The sequence below is a fragment of the Streptomyces bathyalis genome (genome assembly GCF_015910445.1).
Classification (GTDB): Bacteria; Actinomycetota; Actinomycetes; order Streptomycetales; family Streptomycetaceae; genus Streptomyces; species Streptomyces bathyalis.
In genome coordinates this window covers 7,238,385-7,258,554 of sequence record NZ_CP048882.1, presented here as the reverse complement: position 1 = coordinate 7,258,554, position 20,170 = coordinate 7,238,385, and the positions used below count along the sequence as shown (strand labels likewise).

The following is a 20,170-nucleotide window of genomic DNA, read 5'->3' as shown; positions in this document are numbered from 1 at the left end:
GCGAGTGCCGCATGACGACCCGTGCTCTCGTACGGACAAACGACTGGGACCACGAGCGGATCCACGACAGCCTGCGCGAGTCCGTGGTCTCGGCGGAGGGCCGGCTGGCGGACCGCCGGGTGCGGCTGATCCAGGAGCCGCTGCTCTGCCGCTCCGGTGACGGACTGCTGCAGTCGCTGCGCGTGGAGCCGGCCGACGGCTCCCCCGTGCCGGATGAGCTGGCAGTGCGCACCGGATCGGGTTCGGCGCTGCCCGCCGAACGGCGCCCCGGACCCGCGGGTTCGGTCCGGCTGATGGTGCCGGCCGTCGACTCCGCGCAGGAGATCACCGTCGCGGTGCCGGGCGGAGAGGACGAGGGCGTCGCGGTCACGCTGACGCCGCAGCGCCGGTGGACGGTCCATCTGGTTCACCACTCGCACCTCGACATCGGATACACCGATCCGCAGGGGTTGGTGCTGGCCGAGCACCTGTCCTACCTGGACTCGTGTCTGGAGCTGACACGGGCGACGGACGACTGGCCGGCCGACTCGCAGTTCCGCTGGTGCGTGGAGTCGCTGTGGTCCTTCCAGCAGTGGGCCGCGGCCAGGCCCGCGGAGCAGGTGGAGGAGTTCGTACGCCGGGTCCGGCAGGGACGTATCGAACTGACGGCGATGCCGTTCAACCTGCACACCGAGACCTGCTCCACCGATGAACTCCACGAACTGCTGCGCTCCGCACGGACGGTGAGCGACGAGTGGGGCCTGACGCTCACCTCCGCCATGCAGACGGACGTGCCGGGGTCGGTCGTGGGACTCGTCGACGCGCTCGCCTCGGCGGGCGTCAAGTACCTGTCGGTGGCGCACAATTGGGCGGGCCGTTCCGTGCCGCACCTGGTGGGCGGGGACAAGCTGCCCCGGCTGTTCCGGTGGGCGGCGCCCAGCGGCAACAGCCTGCTGGTGTGGGTGACCGACACCCCGCACGGCCTGGCCTACATGGAGGGCCCGCTGCTCGGCTTCGACACGGACTACGGACGTGTCGACGATCTGCTGCCCGCCTATCTGACGGCGCTGGCCACCCGCCCCTACCCGTACCCGGGCGGCGTCTTCGGCTGGAGCATGGACCAGGAGAAGAGCGAGCGCGAGCCCTACCCGTGGGACGTGCTCCATCTGCGCGTACAGGGCAAGTTCGGGGACAACGCGCCGCCGCGCCGCATCATCGCCGACACCGTCCGCCGCTGGAACGAGACCTGGGCCTACCCGCAGCTGCGGCTCTCCCGCAACGAGGACTTCTTCACCGACGCCGAGAGCCGCCTCGGCGACAGCATCCGCACCTTCGAGGGCGACTGGACGGACTGGTGGGTCGACGGTGTCGGCTCCGGGGCCCATCCCCTCTCGATGGCCCGCACCGCCCAGTCCACCGCCGCCGACGCCCAGACCATCGGCACCTTCGCCGGAATCCTCGGCGCGGACGGCGCCGATCAGGAGACCGCCGGAGCGGCCGGCGTCTACGAGGCTGTCTCCCTCTTCGACGAGCACACCTGGGGCGCGGCCGACCCCTGGACCCACGGCCACGAGCACATGCACTCGGGCGAGCAGCAGTGGCACTGGAAGTACGGGCAGGCGCTGCGCGCCCACGACGACTCCCGTTCACTGCTGGACCGGGCCACGGCACGGCTCGGGCAGCGACTGTCCGCCGCCGAGGGGGCGGACGCGTCGTACCACGTGGTCAACACCTGCTCGTGGCCGCGTACGGAGGTCGCTGAGATCTTCCTGCCGGAGAGCAGCGTCGGGCTCGGCGCGTCCGTGGCGGTCCACGACGCCCGGACGGGACACCGCCTCGACCACGAAGAACGCGCCCAGGTCAACCCCGAACACCGCGACGCGGGACGCTTCCTGCGCGTACGCGTGGAGGATGTGCCGCCGGCGGGCTCGGTACGCCTGGACATCCTCGCGGGGCCCGAGCCGGCGGAGAGTTCGCGTGCCGCTCCCCCGTGGAATCCGACCGGCGGCCCCGAGAAGCACGACCCCGGCGAGAGCGCGGCACTGGCGCAGGCCCACGCGGACCCCACCCTGCTGGAGAACGAGCACCTCGCGGTGCGGGTCGACCTGGCCCGTGCGTGCGTCTCCTCCGTCATCGACAAGGCGACCGGCCGGGAACTGGTGCGCACGGACGCGACCGTCGGGTTCAACGCCTACATCCACGACAGCTACACCACCGCCGGGGGTTTCAACCACAACTCCAGCCGCACCACGGCCTCCGAGCGGCTGGAGCACCTGGGGACGCGGGTGGTCGCCCCGCCCGCGGCGCTCATCGCCCGTACTTCCACGGCCACTTCGGAATCCGTCACGTACGAGACCCGGCCCGGCGGCGCGAAGCGGGTGCGCACCACCCTGACCCTGCCCCTCGGCATCGCGAGGCTCGACATCGACAACCGCGTCGACAAGGACGCCACGCTGGGCAAGGAGAGCGCCTACTTCGCGTTCCCCTTCGCCTTCGATGACCCGGAGGTACGGATGGAGGCCTCCGGCGGCGTCACCGGCAGCGGTCTTCCCGTCGTGCCCGGCTCCGCTCTCCACATGCGGGCCGTACGGCGCTGGATCACACTCGCCGAGGACGACTGCACCGTCGCATGGGCCACGCAGGATGCACCGCTGGTGCAGTTCGGCAACATCGCCCTGCCGTACGCGCCGTTCCCCCGCACGATGGAGCACGACGAGCCGGCCACGGTCTTCTCCTGGATCCACAACAACCTCTGGGACACCAACTTCCCGAGCGAGCAGGGCTTCGACTTCAGCTTCCGCTACAGCCTCGCCTGCGCCTCCGGTCCCGCCGCGGCCGGCATCGGCCCGCGCACGGCAGCGGCGGGCAGCCGCCCGCTGCACGCCGTACGGGCACGGGGCGGCACCGTCGGCCGGGAAGGAGAGGCCGGGGACGGCGCGGACGGCGCGGGCACCCGCTCGCTGGTGAGCGACTCCCTCGCCTTCGCCGAACTCGGCGACCCGCGTGTGCGTCTCGTCGGCGCGACGACGCCCGGCCCCGGCAATGCCGTGCTGCTGCGGCTGCAGTCCTTCGCGGAGGAACAGCTGACGTGCCCGGTACGGGCGCTGTTCCCCGTGACGGCCGCACACAGCGCCGACTACCTCGGCCGCGTCCTCAGCCCGCTCCAACTCGCCGACGGGGGGACGCGAGTGGACATTCCCCCGCTGAGCACGGCGGCGGTGCTTCTCGAACGTCCGTGAAGCGGCACCAGGCGCCGCACCCAGTTTCCGTCCCGAAGGAGAACGTGTGTACCGGCTCGACCCGCGATACGCCCCCGCGCCGCAGGCCCGCCTCGTCACCGGCTGGCAGGCCGTGTCCGCGGAACTGCCGCAGGGGCCGGCGGTCGTGGCGGTGGACGGGCCGCCCGCCGTGGACTGGGCCACGCTGCGGAGTCGGCTGGTCGAACACCTCTCCTCCCACGACACGGCGGTGGAAGTGCTCGACGTGCGCAGCCGCTACGCGGCGGCGGAGGTCGTCGTCCGGCGCACCGAGCGGCCCGAGGACACCGGCGACCCCTACTACTGCAAGCTCGCGGACAACCCGCTGGACGACCTCTTCGACACCGTCCCGGAACCGGCCCCGCCGCGGCGGGGCGTGCTGCTGGTCTGCGGACCGGGCGCAGCCGCGGTCGCCCACGACGTGCTGTGGTACGCGGACGTGCCCAAGCGCCACGCGGAGGCCGCTGTCGCGGCGGGTACGGGGTCCAACCTCGGACTGCCCGGCCTGCGGGGCGAGTTGCGCCGGCTGTTCTACGTCGACTGGCCCATGCTCGACCGGCACCGGGATGCCCTGGCGCCCCGCATCGACGCCTGGCTCGACGTGCAGGAGCCCCGACGCCCCGTGCTCATCGACGGGGACGGGCTGCGCGCGACGCTGGCGATGCTGGCGCGGCAGCCCGTGCGCACCCGGCCCTACTTCAACTCCACGCCGTGGGGCGGTCATTGGGCGCAGCGCACGCTGGGCTTCAACGCGGGTGCCCGCAACACCGCCCTGGGCTACGAACTGATAGCCCCGGAGTCGGGTGTCCTCATCGGCGACGGTCCGCGCGCGCAGGCCGAGATTCCCTTCCAACTGCTGTGCGTGCTGCATCCGCTGGAGATGCTGGGCTCGGGGGTGCATGCTCGCTACGGCACGTCGTTCCCGATCCGCTTCGACTACCTGGACACCGTCGGCGGCGGCAACCTCTCGCTGCACTGCCACCCCCAGGAGCGGTACATGCGGGAGCGCTTCGGCTGGCACTACACGCAGCACGAGACGTACTACATGACCGTCGGCAGCCGCGACACCCGCGTCTTCCTCGGCCTGCGGGAGGACGCCGACGTCGCGCTGTTCCGCAAGCAGATCGAGGACGCCCTCTCCGAGGGCACGCCCATGCGTCCGGAGGACCACGTGCTGACGTTCCCGGCCGAGCAGGGCCGGCTGTTCATGATCCCCGCCGGCACGCCGCACGCGAGCGGCGCCGGCAACCTCGTACTGGAGATCAGCGCCACCCCCTACCTGTACAGCCTCCGCTTCTACGACTGGCTGCGCCCGGACGCCGACGGCAATCCCCGTCCGCTTCCGTACGAGCACGGCCTGGCAAACCTCGACACGCGGCGCCGCGGCGACGACGTCGCCCATGACCTGGTGCCGCGGCCACGCACCCTTCGTGGCGGTGACGGCTGGCGTGAGGAAGTCCTCGGCGCGCTCCCGGAGATGTTCTACGAGGTGCGCCGCCTGGTCCTCGACGGCAGCACGGCCGCCGAGGACGACACCGAGGGCCGCTTCCACGTGCTGAACGTCGTCGAGGGCGAAGGTGTGACTGTGGAGACCGCCTCCGGACACCGCCACGAACTCGCCCACGCGGAGACCCTGACCATGCCCGCGGCGGTCGGCCCTTACCGGTTGCACCCGGTGGACGGCGGCCCGGCCAAGGTCGTCAAGGCGCTCGTACGCCCGCAGGACGCGCCGTGAGACCCGTACTCGAGATCGGCGGCACCCATGTGACGGCCGCGATGGCCGACCCCGGCGGTGCCGGGGTCACCGCACGGGCCAGCCGCCGGCTCGATGCGCAGGGCAGCGCGGAGAAGATCCTCGGCAGTGTGATCTCCTGCGCGGCCGGGCTTCCCGCGCCGCCCGGTGACGTGTGGGGGGTGGCCGTTCCCGGTCCGTTCGACTACGTGCGGGGCATCGGACTCTTCGAGGGCGTCGGCAAGTTCGAGAGCCTGCGCGGTGTCGACGTCGGCGCGGCGCTGCGCGGCGGACTCCCCCGTCGCCCCTCCGGCATGGTCTTCCTCAACGACGCGCACGCCTTCCTCCTCGGGGAATGGCACGCGGGAGCGGCACGGAGCCACGCGCGCTGCGCCGGGATCACACTCGGCACGGGCGTGGGCTCGGCGTTCCTCGCGGACGGCTCCCCGCAGACCGACGGGCGCGGAGTACCGCCCCAAGGCCGCGTCGATCTGCTGCAGTTGGACGGGCGGCCGCTGGAGGAGTCGGTCTCCCGCCGTGCCATCCGCGAACGGTACGGCGACGCACGGCTCGACGTGGACGGCATCGCCTCCCGCGCACGCAGCGGCGAGGGGCGGGCGCGAGGCGTTCTCGACGAGGCGTTCACCGCCCTGGGCGGCGTGCTGGCCCCGTACCTGGCCTCTTTCGGTGCCTCGGTGCTCGTCGTCGGCGGTTCGATGACGGGCTCCTGGGACCTGATCGGCCCCGCACTCCGCGCCGGACTGGGGGATACTCCGGTCACGGTGAGGACCAGCCGTCTCACCGGCGACGCCGCGCTCGTCGGCGCGGCCGTCGCGGCGGCTGCGAAGTGAGAGGGGGCATGGCCGGCATGGCGGACGGGCGAGCGGCGAAGGGCGGGAAGCCGACACTGCGGGACGTCGCCGAGCTGGCGGGTGTCAGCTCCATGACGGCCTCGCGCGTGCTGCGCGGCGACCCGCGCGCGTCGGCGGCGACACGGGAGCGCGTACAGGCGGCGGCCGACGAGCTGGGCTACATGCCCAATCACATGGCCCGCAGTCTCCGCCTGGGCGAGGGCACGGGACTCGTCGGTCTCCTCGTCACCAACCTCGCCAACCCCTTCTACTCGCAGCTCGCGCTCGGCGTCGACTCGGTGCTCGCACCGCACGGCCTGAAGACCGTCATCGCCAACACCAAGCAGGACCCGGTCACCGAGAGGGAACTCGTCGACGACCTCGTCGCACGACGTGTCGACGGCATCGTCGCCGTGCCCGCCTCCACCGACCAGCGCCATCTGGCAACGGCCGCGGCGGGCGGGGTGCCCGTCGTCCTGGCCAGCCGTCCGCCCGAGGGGTTCGAAGCCGACTGCGTCCTGGTGGACGACTTCGGTGGAGCACGCCGCGCCACCGAGGACCTGCTCGCCCAGGGCCACCGCAGGATCGGCTTCGTCGGTTCGCCCCGGACCGTCTACACCGGCACGGAGCGCCTCAAGGGCTTCACCGACGCCCTCGATGCCGCGGGGCTTCCCGTCGACGAACGCTACGTACGGCAGGGGCAGAAGACCACCGGGGAGGCGACGCTCGCCGCGCGGGAACTCCTCTCTCTGCCCGATCCCCCCACCGCCCTGTTCTGCTCCAACAACCGCAACACCATCGGTGCCTACCACGCCATCCGCGCGGCGGGCCGCTCCACCGCCCTCACCGGATTCGACGACTTCGAACTCGCCGACGCCCTGGGACTTCCGCTCACCGTCGTCGCATACGACACCGACCAACTCGGCCGCCGCTCCGCGGAGTTGCTCGTCTCCCGCATACGGCCCGCCGACCGGCCGCCGTCCGGGAAGCCCCGCCGGATCACCGTGCCCACCGAGCTCGTCACGTACAACTCCGGGGGCAAGCAGGTCCGCTGACCGCTGGGGCGAGCAGGTGTCCCGGCCGCCGAGCCCGGCCCGGTCACGGAGGTGCCGCAGGGAGGGACGGGGTGAAGCTCCGCTCCCTCGCGCTTCAGGACAAGTACCCGATCAGCCGGTCGACCAGCTCGACCGGACGTGACAGGGCAACCAGATGTCCGCCCGGGACGACGTCGGCATGGATTCCGAGGCGGTCCCGGGCGACTCGGCGCTGGAACTCCAGGGGGAAGAAACGGTCGTCGGCCGCTGCGAGCACGCGCGTGGTCACGTCCGGCCATCGTTCCATGTCACAGGGCTGACCGAAGACGATGTCGGCTTCAGGCCTCTCGTGGTCCGCGCCGGCGGCGGCGACCCCGGCAGGAACGTCGTGCAGGAAGTAGGTGTCCAGGTCGAACTCCTGGGCGTACCCGCCTGCTTGAGCCGCTGCGACGCGGGCCGCGTGCCACCCGGTGCCGTCCCACCACTGTCCGGGCGTCTCCCCCGGCAGCGGAATCATCGCGTTGACCAGAACCAGCAGATCCACGGGTGCGCGAGCGCAGGCCATCGGGGCGGTGAAACCGCCCAGCGACTGGGCCACCAGCACGACGTCGTCATGATCGCTGATTGCGCCGAGCACCGTGTCGGTGTACTCGGGCAGCCCCGCGAGCTGGTCGGCGCCGGGCAGATCGACAGCCACCGCCTCGTGCCCGCGGGCCTGCAGTTCTGGCACGACACGATGCCAGTACCAGGCCATGCCCCCGGCACCGGGAATCAGGACAAAGTAGCTCACCCGCAGCCAGCCTCCCTCCGTGTCGAACATGGAGACCACGGGGGGCAGCGAAAATCATCGGTCGGGCGGCGTCGGCAACCCTGCGGCACCAACGGTGTACTGCCTCAGGCGAAGAAGCAGCGCTACTGGCTGAGCGCCTCGTAGTCCACCATTCCGGTCTCTTCCAGCACGGAGATGTGGTCGAGGGCGATCGAGTTGGCCCTGGTCGCCAACGACCGCACCATCGAGTTGCTGGTCTGATCGCGTACGAGACTCACGAGGGCCAAGGTCGAACCCCCCTGCTTCCGGAGGCGGTTGACGAGAACCTCGTCGAATTTCCTGCCCTTCGCGTTCTCGATCTCGAGCAGGTACTTCCGCTGGGCGTCGGTCGCCCGGTTCGGAAGCGACACCTTGAGGGCGCGGCTGGCCTCGATGACGCGCTTGTCCAACTCACCGCAGCCCTCGACGACATGGTCACCCACGATCCGTACCGACCTCTTCGTGCTTCGCTCTCGTGCAGCACGGCCGGCAGGTACTTCCCACAGCCCCGCGCTCCGCACGCTCCGCAGGAAGTCACGGTCGAGCGACGTCAGCGGTCCGTATTCCGTCTTCCAGGTCCCCTTGCCGTCGTCCTGCCACCCGGACCGCGAGAGCGCGATGGAGCGGTTCCCGTCGAAGAAGTAGACGGGAATCAGCAGCGCGGCAAGCGTTGCCACGACGCCGAGAACGACCAGCACGGTGCCGGCCACTCGCCCGGACGGCTTGACGGAACGCATCAGAACCCCTCCCCACACACGCCATCGAAGCGCGGTGAACATTCTGTGCTCATTATTGGTGTGCGCGAGGCAGAGTTTGAGGCTTAGTCCTGATCTGACAAGTCCGTTGCGGCATCAGCAGACGTCACAACATCTGGCCCACCCGTCACGGTGGTTGGCGACGAGCGTGGCGCATCCGGACACGAGGCACCAGCCCCACACGATCACGGTTTCAGCCGGCGGCCCCTGACACGGCCAGGGTCAAGTCGCCCCGCACGCAAGGCACTTGAGGGTAGCCCGTCCGTCGCCGGCTCACGCGGATGCCCGTCGAGTCCGGAGCAACAACCGGCGTGTTAGGTTTGCCTAACCTAACTACGTCAGGTCCGCGTGCCCGTACGACCTCCGACCCAGCCATGGGAGAACCTGGATGCGCCCCTTCCGCACCCGCGTCACAGAGCCGACGCCCGCCGAGCGCGTGCGGTCGATCCTGGCCGCCGCCCATTCGATGACGGTGGTGAGCGACGGGCTGCATGCCGAGGTGCACCGGCTCCGCGGCACGGAGTCGGTGGGCAACTTCCACCTTCACGCACCCCCCGAAGACTCTCCCCCCAGGGACGGGATACGCCTCCCGGTGAGACTGGAGCTGACCGACATCGCCCCCACGCCGGTGCGCGAACGGCTGCGGGCTCGAGTCACCCTGACCGGAGTGCTGGCGGCCCCGTTCGACCCGGAGGCCACGGAGAGCACCTGCATGGAGTTCGGCCAAGCGGTCCTGGAGGACTCCCGCAAACGGGAGTTCGTGACACTCGGCGAGCTGCAGGAGTCGATCCCTGACCCCTTGGCCACCAGCGAGGCGAGCATGCTGACGCATCTCTGGGACGACCACAGTGAATGCGTTCCCCTGTTCCTGCGTCTCGTGCGACCGCAGCCGGCCAAGGGCATCGTGCGCGCGGTTCCGGTGGCACTGGACAGGCTCGGCGTGACGCTGCGCCTCGAATATCCGAGCGCCCATCGTGATGTCCGGCTGCCGTTCGCGACACCCGCAGAGAATCCCGACCAGGCCAGCTCCCGGATCCGGGCCCTGCTGGACGCTGCCCGCAGGGTGTCCCGCCCCAACCACCTGCTGGCTTGATCGCGACCGCCGTGCCGGCTCACGGCGGCCGCAACGTCGTGATCGCGACGGGCGCCGTCGATTCCTCAGCCGCCCTGGTGGATCAGGTCGGCGAGGCCCTGGGGGGTGCCGTACTCACTCCAGACGGCCAGAAGGCGTGGTGAGAGCAGTTCGTCGACGACCAGATAAGCGGCACCGATGAGCCCCGCGGCATTGCCCAGCGCCGATACGGTGACGCTCAGATCCTCTGCCGCGCTGGGCAGCGATCCGGCGCGGACCGTGGTGCGGAAGGCGTCCATCAGCGGGTCGTCGATGCTGAACAGGCCTCCGCCGACGACGATGACGGACGGGTTGACCACGTTGACGACGACTGAGGCTGTCCGTCCGATCAACTCGCCGGCGTGGCTGAGGAGTTGATGGCTGGTCGGGTCTCCCGCCGAAGCTGCCGTGAGGACTTCGCGGACGCCGATCCGCCGTCCCTCCGCCCGGATGGCAGCGAGGATGGGGCTGCGGCCCGACGCCGCCGCCTGCTCGCCCTGGTTGCCGAGCGCTCTGGCGCCGGCGATCTGAGTGAGGCATCCACTCTGCCCGCACCAGCAGGGTTCGGTGACCTCGGTGGTGACGACGGTGTGGCCGATCTCACCGGCAAAGCCTCCGGAGCCGCGTTGGAGGGTGCCGCCTGCGATGATCGCGCCGCCGATGCCGCTTCCGAGCTTCACGAAGAGCACATCGTCACGGCCCTTGGCGAGCCCGGCGCGGACCTCACCGAGAGCCATCAGGTTGACCTCGTTCTCGACCCAGACCGGGACGTCGTACCGGGCCGCGAGGCGGTCGCGCACCGGGTAGTCCGCCCAGCCCGGTGCGGACACCGCCCCGATGGGCCGTCCGGTGGCGGTCGCCACGGGGCCCGGGATGCCGATACCGATGCCCCAGACGGGCGGGCTGTCCGCGGACCGCTTGGTCAGCATGCCGTCGAAGAGCTGCTCGACCCGCTCCAAGGTGGCGTCGGGTCCGGAGCGGGCGTCCACGTCTGCGGCCGCTTCGTCCAGGATGGCGCCGCTGAGATCGGCAAGGCCGACCGTGACACTGGTGGCGGCGAGCTCGGCGATGAGCAAGTGCCCGCCGTTGGCACGGAATCTGACCTCACGCGGGGCGCGCCCGCCTGAGGACCTGGCCATGCCGCCGTCCTCGGCCAGCCCGCAGGCGATCAATTCCTCGACGCGCTGCACCACGACCTTGCGGGTGAGTCCCGTGCGCTGAGCCAGCTCGGGCCGGGTGATTCCACCTGTCGATCGCAGCAGGTCCAGCACCGAGATCAGGCTCGGCGACGGGACCTGCGGCCGCGGTCGCCCCACTCGGCCCTCCCCGTTCCCTACGGACAAGACCCCTCCCTCTTCGTCGTACGGCCACCCTACGCGGACACATCCGCCAGGGAGCAGTCAGATCCTTGAGGGAATTCTTCCGTACGCACGGATGGACTTATGTCCCTCGGAGACATATGTTGCCCCGCGGGTCGCCCTACCTCCCTCCGCACCCGCACCCGCACCCGCACCGAGGAGAGTCCGTGACCAGTGCCGAGACCGGTCCCCATGACGCGGGTGCCGACTTTCCCGCCGGCTTCCTCTGGGGCAGTGCCACGGCCGCGCACCAGGTGGAGGGCGGCAACGTCAACAACGACTGGTGGGCCTTCGAGCACGATCCCTCGACCGCTGCCCGCGAGTCGTCCGGCGACGGCATAGACCACTTCCACCGCTACGAAGAGGACTTCACGCTCCTGGCGTCCATGGGGCACAACGCCCACAGGCTGTCGCTGGAGTGGTCCCGGATAGAGCCCGCGCCGGGAGAGTTCAGCACGTCCGCTCTCTCGCACTACCGCCGCGTGCTCACCGCGCTGGCCGACAGAGGACTCACCGCGTTCGTCACGCTTCACCACTTCACGCTGCCGCGGTGGTTCGCCGCTCGCGGTGGCTGGCTCGCCCCTGACGCGCTCGAACTCTTCGAGCGGTACTGCTCGCGCGTCGCTGTGGAACTTGGCGACCTCATGCCGTTCGTGTGCACGGTGAACGAGCCGCAAATGGTCGCTCTCCACGGCTACTTGGAGGGCTATCACCCGCCGGGCGTCACAAATGCCGTGCTGTGGAAGCGAGTAGGCAGGACCCTGCTGGCCGCACATCGGGTCGCCGTGCGGGCCATGCGCACAGGAGCGGGCACCCCGCAGTGCGGTCTCGTCGTTCAGTTGCCGCTGCTGGCGCCTGCCCGAGCGGACGACGAAGGCTGCAGGGCGTTCTGCGAGACCATGCGTGGGGAGATCGTCGACCTGTACCTGAACGGTCTGAGCGGGCGCGACCGCGGCGACTGGCTCGGCGTCCAGTACTACCGCAAGCAGTGGGTCGACTCCGCGTCCCCCACCCTGTTCGCCCAACCACCCGCCGGCGTACGGATCTCACAGATGGGCTGGGCCGTGCACGCCGACGGCCTGCGTCTGATCCTGCACCGGGCTTCCGAGACCGGCCTGCCCCTCTACGTCACCGAGAACGGCATCGCCACCGAGGACGACTCCGAGCGCGTCGAGTATCTCGCCTCCCACCTCGCCGCCGTGGCACAGGCCATGGCGGAGGGCATCGACGTGCGCGGCTACCTCCACTGGTCGGCCTTCGACAACTTCGAGTGGGCCGAGGGCTACGTGCCCAAGTTCGGCCTGATCGCGGTGGATCGCGAGAACGATTTCGTCCGTACGCCCAAGCCCAGCGCCTACGCCTTCGAACGCATCGCACGAACCGGTCGCCTCTCTGCGCTGCCGGACCCCGGCTGACGCCGACGCGCCGCACCATCACCAAGGGAGCCGACATGGCCCACACCACGCAAGGACACGACACCCCCGACGACCCTGCAGCTGTCCACCGGCCACGAGAAGCCGTATCCCGCAAAGCCGTGATCGCAGGCGCGATCGGCAACTTCGTGGAGTGGTACGACTTCGTCCTCTACGGCGCGGCCGCCCCCATCCTCGCCCGCGTCTTCTTCCCCGGTGGCGATCCGCAGGCGGCCATCATGGCCACCTTTGCCACCTTCGGAGTCGCCTTCGTCGCCCGGCCGTTCGGCGCGTTCATCCTGGGCAACCTCGGTGACAGGGCCGGCCGCCGCAACGTCCTCGCCGGGGTCGTCCTGGCCATGTCGATAGGCACCGCCGTCATCGCCCTGCTCCCCGGCTACGCACAGATCGGCGTATGGGCGCCGCTGCTCCTGCTCCTGCTCAGGGCCCTTCAAGGCTTCGCCGCCGGCGGCGAGTTCGGCGGTTCGGCGACCTTCATCGTGGAGTACGCGCCTCCCGGCAAGCGCGGCCGCTACGGGTCGTGGCAGACGGCCACAGTGGGACTGGGATCCGCCACCGCCACGGCCACCGTCCTGCTCTTCACCAGCATCCTTCCGGAGAGCGAACTCGACGCGTGGGGCTGGCGCATACCGTTCGCGCTGGCTCTCCCGCTGGGTGTCATCGGCCTCTACATGCGGATGAAACTGGAGGACACCCCCGACTACAAGCATGTCGCCGAACGACGCGAGGAGTTGAAGAGCCGGCCTTCCGTGCCGGTCCTGGAAGCCCTCCGCCACCACTGGAAGCTGATACTGCTGGGCGCCGCCGTCGTGACCGGCGGCACGGTCAGCACGTACGTCTTCCACAACTACATCCCTGCGTACCTCAACTCCGAACGTGGCGTGCCGCTTTCCGTCGCGCTGGGCGGCAATCTCATCGGGCTGCTCGTCTACTCCGGCGCCGCGCTGATGTGGGGCCGTCTCTCGGACAGGACCGGACGGAAGCCGATCCTGATCACCGGCGCCGTGGCTCTGCTGGCGCTGATATATCCGATCTTCGAGCTCGACAATGCCGTCAACCTGGCCGCGATAGCCGCCGGACAGGCCCTCTTCGGGATCTGCGCGGCAGCCATCATGGGCCTCGTCCCGACCCTGCTGTCCGAGTTCTTCCCCACCACCGTGCGCATGAGCGCGCTGTCGGTGACCTACACGCTGGCGAACGCCCTGTTCGGCGGCACAGCACCCTTCGTCGTCGCCTGGCTGGTCGGAGTCACGGACACCCCGAACATCGTCGTGGTCTACTGCGTCGCCGCGTTGCTGTTCACCTTGGCGGGCGCCCTCGCAATTCGCGAGACCGCCCGCCGCCCGATGCCGGACGTCTGAGTTCTCCGAGAGCCCACGGTCGCACCGGGCGCGTACGGCGACTACTGCTCCTTGCACGGCACTTGCATGAGTCCTGCTACTCAGTAACGTTTCAGGCGATCCGAAGATCGCTTCTCGTTTCGACAAGTGATCGTTTCCCACGAGCACCGGCCCCTGGGGGCTTCGTCACCGCAGGCCGGGGCCTACTCCAAGCCACTGTTTACCTTTTCGTTACAACACCGCCGGTTGACGGGCAACGACCACGGCGTCAGCATTTAGTCACTTTCATGTGCTGAAACGTTTCAAATGGCGGGTCCCCTCCACGGCCCATTGCTTCACGGTCCAGAACCCCCGGGCGGCGCCACGTCCGCACCGGTCAGCGCAGTCACGCTCCACGGAGGTCGACGACATGAGGTTCGGAATCCCGGCCCGCCGTTCACCGGCGCTCGCCACGCTGGTGGCACTCTCGATCAGCCTGGCCGGATGCAGCTCGGGCAGTCTCGGTTCGAGCGGCGACAAGGACAAACTGACGCTCGAGTTCCTGGTCCCGACCGGCCCGGACAGCCTCCCCGTGGGCGAGCGGCTGGCCAAGGACTTCACCGCCTCGCATCCGGACATCAAGGTCGACGTGGAAGCGCGGCCCGGCGGCGGCGAGGGTGACAACGTGGTGAAGACGCGGCTGGCCACCGGCGAGATGGCAGACGTCTTCCTGTACAACACCGGCTCCCTCTTCCAGGCGATAGACCCGAAGAAGAACCTCGTGCCGATGACCGACGAGAAGTGGGTCGGCGACCTGGACGACTTGTTCCGCCCCACCGCCTCCGTCGGGGACCAGGTGTACGGCGCACCTGCCGGCTCGAACATGGGCGGCGGCGTGCTCTACAACCGGAAGGTCTACGCCGACCTCGACCTCAAGGTGCCGAAGACCTGGGACGGGTTCATGGCGAACAACGCCAAGATCAAGAAAGCGGGCATCGCCCCGGTCATCCAGACCTACCAGGAGACCTGGACCTCGCAGCTGTTCGTTCTGGGCGACTACCACAACGTCGCCGCCGCCGAGCCGGACTTCGCCAAGGAATACACCGGCAACGACGTCAAGTACGCCACCTCTCCGGACGCGCGCCGGGGCTTTGAGCGCCTCCAGGACGTTCATGACGCCGGCTACCTCAACAAGGGCTTCGCCTCGGCGACGTACGAGCAGGGCCTGCGCATGATCGGCAAGGGAGAAGGCGCGCACTACCCGATGCTGACCAACGCGATCAGCCCCGTGATCGAAGCCGTGCCCGCGGCCAAGGACGACATGGGCTTCTTCGCGCTCCCCGGCGAGAAGGCCGCGCAGAACGGGCTGACAGCCTGGGCCCCGGCCGCGGCGTACATCCCGAAGTCGACCGAGGGAGAGAAGCTCAAGGCAGCCAAGGAGTTTCTCGCCTTCATCGCGAGTCCTGACGGCTGCAAGTCCCTCACCAAGGCGCAGCCTCCCTCGGGGCCCTATTCGGTGAAGGGCTGCGAGCTGCCCGCCGACGCGCCGCAGGCGGTCAAGGACACGCAGCGCTACTTCGAGGACGACGCTGTGACGCCCGCTCTGGAGTTCCTCTCCCCGGTCAAGGGCCCGGCGCTGGAGCAGATCTGCATCGAGGTCGGCTCGGGTATCCGCTCCGCATCCAAGGGCGCGCAGCTGTACGACAAGGACGTGGCCAAGCAGGCCAAGCAACTGGGCCTCAAAGGCTGGTGACGGGTCCTCACCATGACCACCACCCTCGAGGCCCCCGAAAAGCGGCGGTCAAAGAAGAAGCGGTCACCGTCGTCGCGGGGTGAGACCCGGGCGGGGAGTGCGGCACTCAAGAGCGCCTACCCGTTCGGGTTCTACCTTCCCGCAGGGGTCGTCTACACGACGCTGTTCCTGGTGCCGACAGTCGCTGCGTTCTTCTTCAGCCTCACCCGCTGGACGCTCTTCGACTACGAGTTCATCGGCCTCGACAACTTCGAGCAGTTCGTCCGCGAGGCGGCGCTGGTGAAGGGCCTGACCAACACCCTCATCTACGCCGTCGTCACCTCGGGGATGAAGGTCGTCCTCGGGCTGCTGCTCGCGGTGCTGCTCACCAGCCAGATCATCGGACGCGGCTTCCTGCGCTCACTGGTCTTCTTCCCCGTGCTGGTGAGCACCATCGGCGTGGGCATCACCTTCACCGTGCTCATGCACCCGTCCGAGGGCCTGATCAACGACGCCCTCCGCGTGCTCGGCGTCGAAGGCCCGGCCTGGCTGACCGACCCGGCCTGGGCACTCCTGTCGGTCGCCTTCGTCGACGTCTGGAAGGGCGTCGGACTGGCCACCGTCATCTACATAGCCGGTGTCGTCTCCATCCCCCGCGAGTACTACGAGGCGGCCGAGGTGGACGGAGCGGGGCCGCTCGCCCAGTTCTGGCGCATCACAGTGCCGTTGGCGCGACCGGCGACGGTCACCGTCATCATCCTGTCCCTCATCGGCGGGCTGCGCACCTTCGACCTGATCTGGACGATGACCGGCGGCGGCCCCGGCTTCACCTCCGACGTCATCGCCTCGGTCATCTACAAGCAGTACCAGGCCGGCTTCTACGGTCTGTCCACGGCGGGCAACGTAGTGCTCTTCATCCTGGTCTCCGCGATCGTCGTTCCGCTGTTCTGGTTCCTCAACCGCAAGGAGGCGGAGCTGTGAGCGACAGCACCAGGACGGTGAAGGCCGTACTCCCCAGCGCGCGCCCACGTTCAAGGGTTCGCCGCCCCAACTACTCACTCAGCGTGCTGGCGACTCTCGCCTTCGTCGTCGTCTTCGTCATCCCCTTCGCCTTCATCGTCGTGACCGCGTTCAAGGGTGAACAGGAAGCGGCGCAGCTGGAGTTCTCACTGCCCGGCGACTGGCAGATCGTCGAGAACTTCCAGGCCGTCCTCGAGGCCGGCGACTACATCCTGATCATCGCGTTCATCAACAGCGTGATCCTCACCGTCGCCAGTGTCACCTTCATGGTCGTCCTCGGTGCGATGGTGGCGTTCGTCCTCCAGCGCCGCACCAGCCGGACGACCGGGCCGATGAGCTTCCTCGTGCTGGCCGGACTCATCATCCCCCCGGCCGTCGTCCCCACCATCTGGGTCCTGCAAGGGCTCGGGCTCTTCAAGACCCTTTTCGGCCTGATCCTCGTCGAGGTGGCCTTCCATCTTCCCTTCTGTGTCCTGCTCTTCCGGGCCTTCATCTCCACCGTCCCGCGCGACCTCGACGAGTCGGCCGTGATCGACGGCGCCGGCCCGATCCGCCTCTTCTTCCGCGTCATCTTCCCCTTGCTGCGCCCGGTCACGGTCACCGTGATCGTCGTCCAGTCGGTCAACGTCTTCAACGACTTCGTCAACCCGCTCTACTTCCTGCCCGGCGAGGAGAACGCCACCGTCCAGCAGACCCTGTTCAACTTCCAGAGCCAGTTCGAGAGCCAGTACAACCTCCTGTTCATGGACATCCTGCTGATCACGATCCCGCCGCTGATCATGTTCCTCTTCTTCAACCGGCAGATAGTCGCCGGAATGACCTCTGGCGCGATCAAGGGCTGAGGAGGCCCAGCACACATGGCCCACACCAACGTCAGCCCCGTCCGCTTCGAACACCGCGACAGCTCCCCGCTCGGGATCGGCACCGCGACCCCGCGCCTGTCATGGCAGGTCACCACCGACGACCCGGACTGGCACCAGACCTCGTACGAACTCGACTGTGACGGCACGGTCGTTCGCGTCGACACCGCCGAACAACTCCTGGTGCCCTGGCCGTTCACGCCCCTGACCTCCCGCGCCCGCGCCACGGTCCGGGTGCGGGTCGCTTCCGGAGAGAGCTGGACGCACTGGAGCGAGCCCGCCACCGTCGAAGCCGGCCTGCTGGCGCCGGAGGAATGGGACGCACGGTTCATCAGCCCCGCCATCCTGGGCCGGATCGGCGACCCGGCACCGATCCTCAGCCGCACCGTGACTCTGCGCTCGGGCGTGGGCATCGCCTCGGCGCGGTTGTACGCCACCGCGCACGGCGTCTACACCGCGACCCTCAACGGCGTTCGCGTCGGCGACGAGATCCTGGCTCCGGGCTGGACCAGCTACGGCAACCGCCTGCGCTACGCCACGCACGACGTCACGGAGTTGCTCCGTGCGGGCCACAACGAGCTGTCGGTGCTGCTGGGCAACGGCTGGTACCGGGGCAGGCTGGGCTGGAGTGAGCCGCCCCGCGCCTTGTACGGCGACCGGCTCGCACTGCTGGCCCAGCTGGAGGTGACCTACACCGACGGCTCGACCCAGACCGTCGTCACCGACGAACAGTGGTCCGCGCACAACAGCAGCGTCCTCGCCGACGACATCTACGACGGGCAGCGCACCGACCTGCGTCCCGCCACCACGGCAGGTGCAGCGGACACCGTCGAGGTCGTCGAGGCGGACCTCGGCAGGCTGGTCGCGCCCGAAGGGCCGCCCGTGCGGGCCACCGAAGTCGTGCCCGCCGTGAAGGTGTGGGCCTCCCCCTCGGGCAGGACGCTCATCGACTTCGGCCAGAACCTCGTCGGCTGGGTCCGCCTCACCGCCCGCCCTCCCCACGACGCGACAGAGGTCACCATTCGCCACGCCGAAGTCCTCGACGAGCACGGCGAGCTCGGCGTACGCCCACTGCGCACCGCTGAGGCCACCGACACCTACCTCCTCCCCACCGCCGACGCCGCGGGCGGGAACAACAAGCAGCACGAGGCGCTGGTGCTGGAACCGAGCCTGACCTTCCACGGCTTCCGCTACGCCGAGGTCACCGGCCTGAACGGGCTCGCCCCGGCCGACGCGGAGGCCGTCGTCATCGGCACCGACCTGCGACGCACCGGCTGGTTCTCCTGCTCCGACCCTGACGTCAACCAATTCCACCAGAACGTCGTCTGGGGCATGCGCGGCAACTTCCTGGACGTTCCCACCGACTGCCCCCAGCGCGACGAACGCCTCGGCTGGACCGGCGACATCCAGGTCTTCTCACCGACGGCCGCCTTCCTCTTCGACACCGCCGGATTCCTCTCCTCCTGGCTCGCCGACCTCGACGCCGATCAACACCCCGACGGCGCCGTGCCGTTCGTCATCCCCGACGTCCTGCGCGAGGAGCACCCGACCGCCGCCGCCTGGGGCGACGCCGCAACCGTCGTGCCGTCGGTGCTCCACGAGCGCTACGCCGACCCCGAGGTCCTTCGCGGCCAGTTCGACTCCATGCGCGCCTGGACCGACGTCGTCGCATCCCGCACCACCGACGGTGTCGTGGTGGGGGGCTTCCAGTTCGGCGACTGGCTCGACCCCGACGCGCCGCCCGACAACCCCTTCGCCGCCAAGGCCGACCCCGACGTGGTCGCCACCGCCTGCCTGGCCCGCTCCGCCGGGCTCACCGCCGAGGCCGCTCGCATCACCGGCCGCGACGGGGACGCCGAACGCTACGCCGCCCTCGCTGACCGCACCCGAGACGCCTTCATCCGCCACTACGTCACCAGCGCGGGCAGGGTGCTCTCCGATGCCCCGACGGTCTACGCCCTGGCCATCGCCTGGGATCTGCTGCCCACCCCGGCGCAGCGCGCGGGGGCCGGGGAGCGGCTGGCGGATCTGGTGCGCAGCAGCGCCTTCCGCATCGCCACCGGCTTCGTCGGTACTCCGCTCATCACCGACGCCCTCACCACCACGGGCCACCCCGACCTCGCCTACCGCCTCCTCCTCGAACGCGGCTGCCCCTCCTGGCTCTACCCGGTCACCATGGGTGCGACCACCGTCTGGGAACGCTGGGACTCCATGCTCCCCGACGGAACGATCAACCCCGGCCAGATGACCTCCTTCAACCACTACGCCCTGGGCGCCGTCGCCGACTGGCTGCACCGCACCCTCGCCGGCCTGGCCCCCGCTGCCCCCGGCTACCGGCACATCACCATCCGGCCCGTCCCCTACCCCGCGTTCACTCACGCCGAGGCGCGCCACGTCACTCCGTACGGTGAGGCGAGCGCGGCCTGGCGCCGCGAAGGTGACCAACTCACCGTCGAGGCCGTCGTCCCGCCCGGCTCCACGGCGACCGTCCACCTCCCGGGCGCCGACCCCACCAAGGGCCCCGTCGAGGTGCGGCATGGCCGTCACTCCTGGACCGTTCCTGTGCCCGCCGCCCCCGCCGCGGAGCTCACCACCGTCCGCGATCTCATCGACGCCCCGAAGCTGTGGAAGGACGCCGTCAACCTGCTCATCGACCACGGCCTTGGCCGGGACGCCTCGGACATCGCCCGGCGGGCCGGGCGCTACCTGAACGTGCCTCCGCTCGATCTGCCGCTCCACTTGGCGGGGAAGAGCGGGGACAGCAGCGCAGCGGCAGCCCGCCGAGCGTTGGCAGACCTGCTCTGACCTCGGAGTCAACTCGCGGGTCACCTGGGCTCATGCTGGCGCCCCGTTCCGCTCCGTCTGCGCCATCCATGTCAGTCATGTCGTATTTGAAAGTCCTTGCCGGTCTGCAACCATCT

14 protein-coding genes are annotated in these 20,170 nt (G+C 69.6%); 11 read left to right on the top strand and 3 right to left on the bottom strand.

The features are described 5' to 3' along the window. Positions 1–11 precede the first annotated feature (11 nt). From G4Z16_RS31590 to G4Z16_RS31575, 4 genes are read left to right on the top strand one after another with little or no spacing between them, the layout of a single operon-like run. Complete coding sequence (locus tag G4Z16_RS31590; RefSeq protein WP_197353970.1) at positions 12–3,218, top strand: glycoside hydrolase family 38 N-terminal domain-containing protein; 3,207 nt, start codon at positions 12–14, stop codon at positions 3,216–3,218. A 46-nt stretch (positions 3,219–3,264) separates the two neighbouring features. Next, complete coding sequence (locus G4Z16_RS31585; protein ID WP_197353969.1) at positions 3,265–4,971, top strand: class I mannose-6-phosphate isomerase; 1,707 nt, start codon at positions 3,265–3,267, stop codon at positions 4,969–4,971. Continuing rightward, the gene (locus G4Z16_RS31580) at positions 4,968–5,819 is read left to right on the top strand and encodes an ROK family protein (protein WP_197353968.1); all 852 of its coding nucleotides are present in this window, start codon (positions 4,968–4,970) and stop codon (positions 5,817–5,819) included. The genes G4Z16_RS31585 and G4Z16_RS31580 overlap by 4 nt, the downstream gene beginning before the upstream one ends. Before the next feature lie 17 nt (positions 5,820–5,836). Further along, complete coding sequence (locus G4Z16_RS31575) at positions 5,837–6,874, top strand: LacI family DNA-binding transcriptional regulator (RefSeq protein ID WP_425508137.1); 1,038 nt, start codon at positions 5,837–5,839, stop codon at positions 6,872–6,874. A 94-nt stretch (positions 6,875–6,968) separates the two neighbouring features. On the opposite strand, the gene G4Z16_RS31570 is transcribed toward G4Z16_RS31575, so the two are convergent. Together G4Z16_RS31570 and G4Z16_RS31565 are read right to left on the bottom strand one after the other, a co-directional pair. Next, complete coding sequence (locus tag G4Z16_RS31570; protein ID WP_246531173.1) at positions 6,969–7,673, bottom strand: alpha/beta fold hydrolase; 705 nt, start codon at positions 7,671–7,673, stop codon at positions 6,969–6,971. A gap of 92 nt (positions 7,674–7,765) precedes the next feature. Further along, positions 7,766–8,398, bottom strand: a complete 633-nt coding sequence (locus G4Z16_RS31565; RefSeq protein ID WP_197353966.1) for a DUF4142 domain-containing protein — start codon at positions 8,396–8,398, stop codon at positions 7,766–7,768. A gap of 406 nt (positions 8,399–8,804) precedes the next feature. Here G4Z16_RS31565 and G4Z16_RS31560 point away from each other — a divergent pair, with 406 nt between their 5' ends. Then, on the top strand, positions 8,805–9,509 hold the full coding sequence (locus G4Z16_RS31560; protein ID WP_197353965.1) for a DUF2470 domain-containing protein: 705 nt from the start codon (positions 8,805–8,807) through the stop codon (positions 9,507–9,509). A 65-nt stretch (positions 9,510–9,574) separates the two neighbouring features. Here the strand turns inward: G4Z16_RS31560 and G4Z16_RS31555 are convergent, their stop codons facing one another. Next, positions 9,575–10,843: an ROK family transcriptional regulator gene (locus tag G4Z16_RS31555; RefSeq protein WP_197353964.1), complete on the bottom strand. Its 1,269-nt coding sequence runs from the start codon at positions 10,841–10,843 to the stop codon at positions 9,575–9,577. A gap of 209 nt (positions 10,844–11,052) precedes the next feature. On the opposite strand from G4Z16_RS31555, the gene G4Z16_RS31550 reads away from it, so the two are divergent. The 6 genes from G4Z16_RS31550 to G4Z16_RS31525 all read left to right on the top strand — a co-directional run bounded on the left by G4Z16_RS31550 (position 11,053) and on the right by G4Z16_RS31525 (position 20,054). Next, positions 11,053–12,300, top strand: a complete 1,248-nt coding sequence (locus tag G4Z16_RS31550) for a glycoside hydrolase family 1 protein (protein ID WP_197353963.1) — start codon at positions 11,053–11,055, stop codon at positions 12,298–12,300. 35 nt (positions 12,301–12,335) lie between these two features. Next, positions 12,336–13,679 (top strand): MFS transporter, encoded by a 1,344-nt coding sequence (locus G4Z16_RS31545; RefSeq protein ID WP_197353962.1) that lies wholly within the window; start codon positions 12,336–12,338, stop codon positions 13,677–13,679. Positions 13,680–14,067: 388 nt separating this feature from the next. Continuing rightward, a complete protein-coding gene (locus G4Z16_RS31540; RefSeq protein ID WP_197353961.1) occupies positions 14,068–15,390 on the top strand; it encodes an ABC transporter substrate-binding protein in 1,323 nt (440 codons plus the stop codon). A 12-nt stretch (positions 15,391–15,402) separates the two neighbouring features. After that, positions 15,403–16,350, top strand: a complete 948-nt coding sequence (locus G4Z16_RS31535) for a carbohydrate ABC transporter permease (RefSeq protein ID WP_197353960.1) — start codon at positions 15,403–15,405, stop codon at positions 16,348–16,350. After that, complete coding sequence (locus G4Z16_RS31530) at positions 16,347–17,231, top strand: carbohydrate ABC transporter permease (RefSeq protein ID WP_246531172.1); 885 nt, start codon at positions 16,347–16,349, stop codon at positions 17,229–17,231. Before G4Z16_RS31535 ends, G4Z16_RS31530 begins: the two co-directional genes overlap by 4 nt. Positions 17,232–17,246: 15 nt before the next feature. Beyond that, entirely contained in the window at positions 17,247–20,054 is a 2,808-nt protein-coding gene (locus G4Z16_RS31525) for a glycoside hydrolase family 78 protein (protein WP_197353959.1), read from the top strand. The last annotated feature ends 116 nt before the right edge of the window (positions 20,055–20,170 follow it).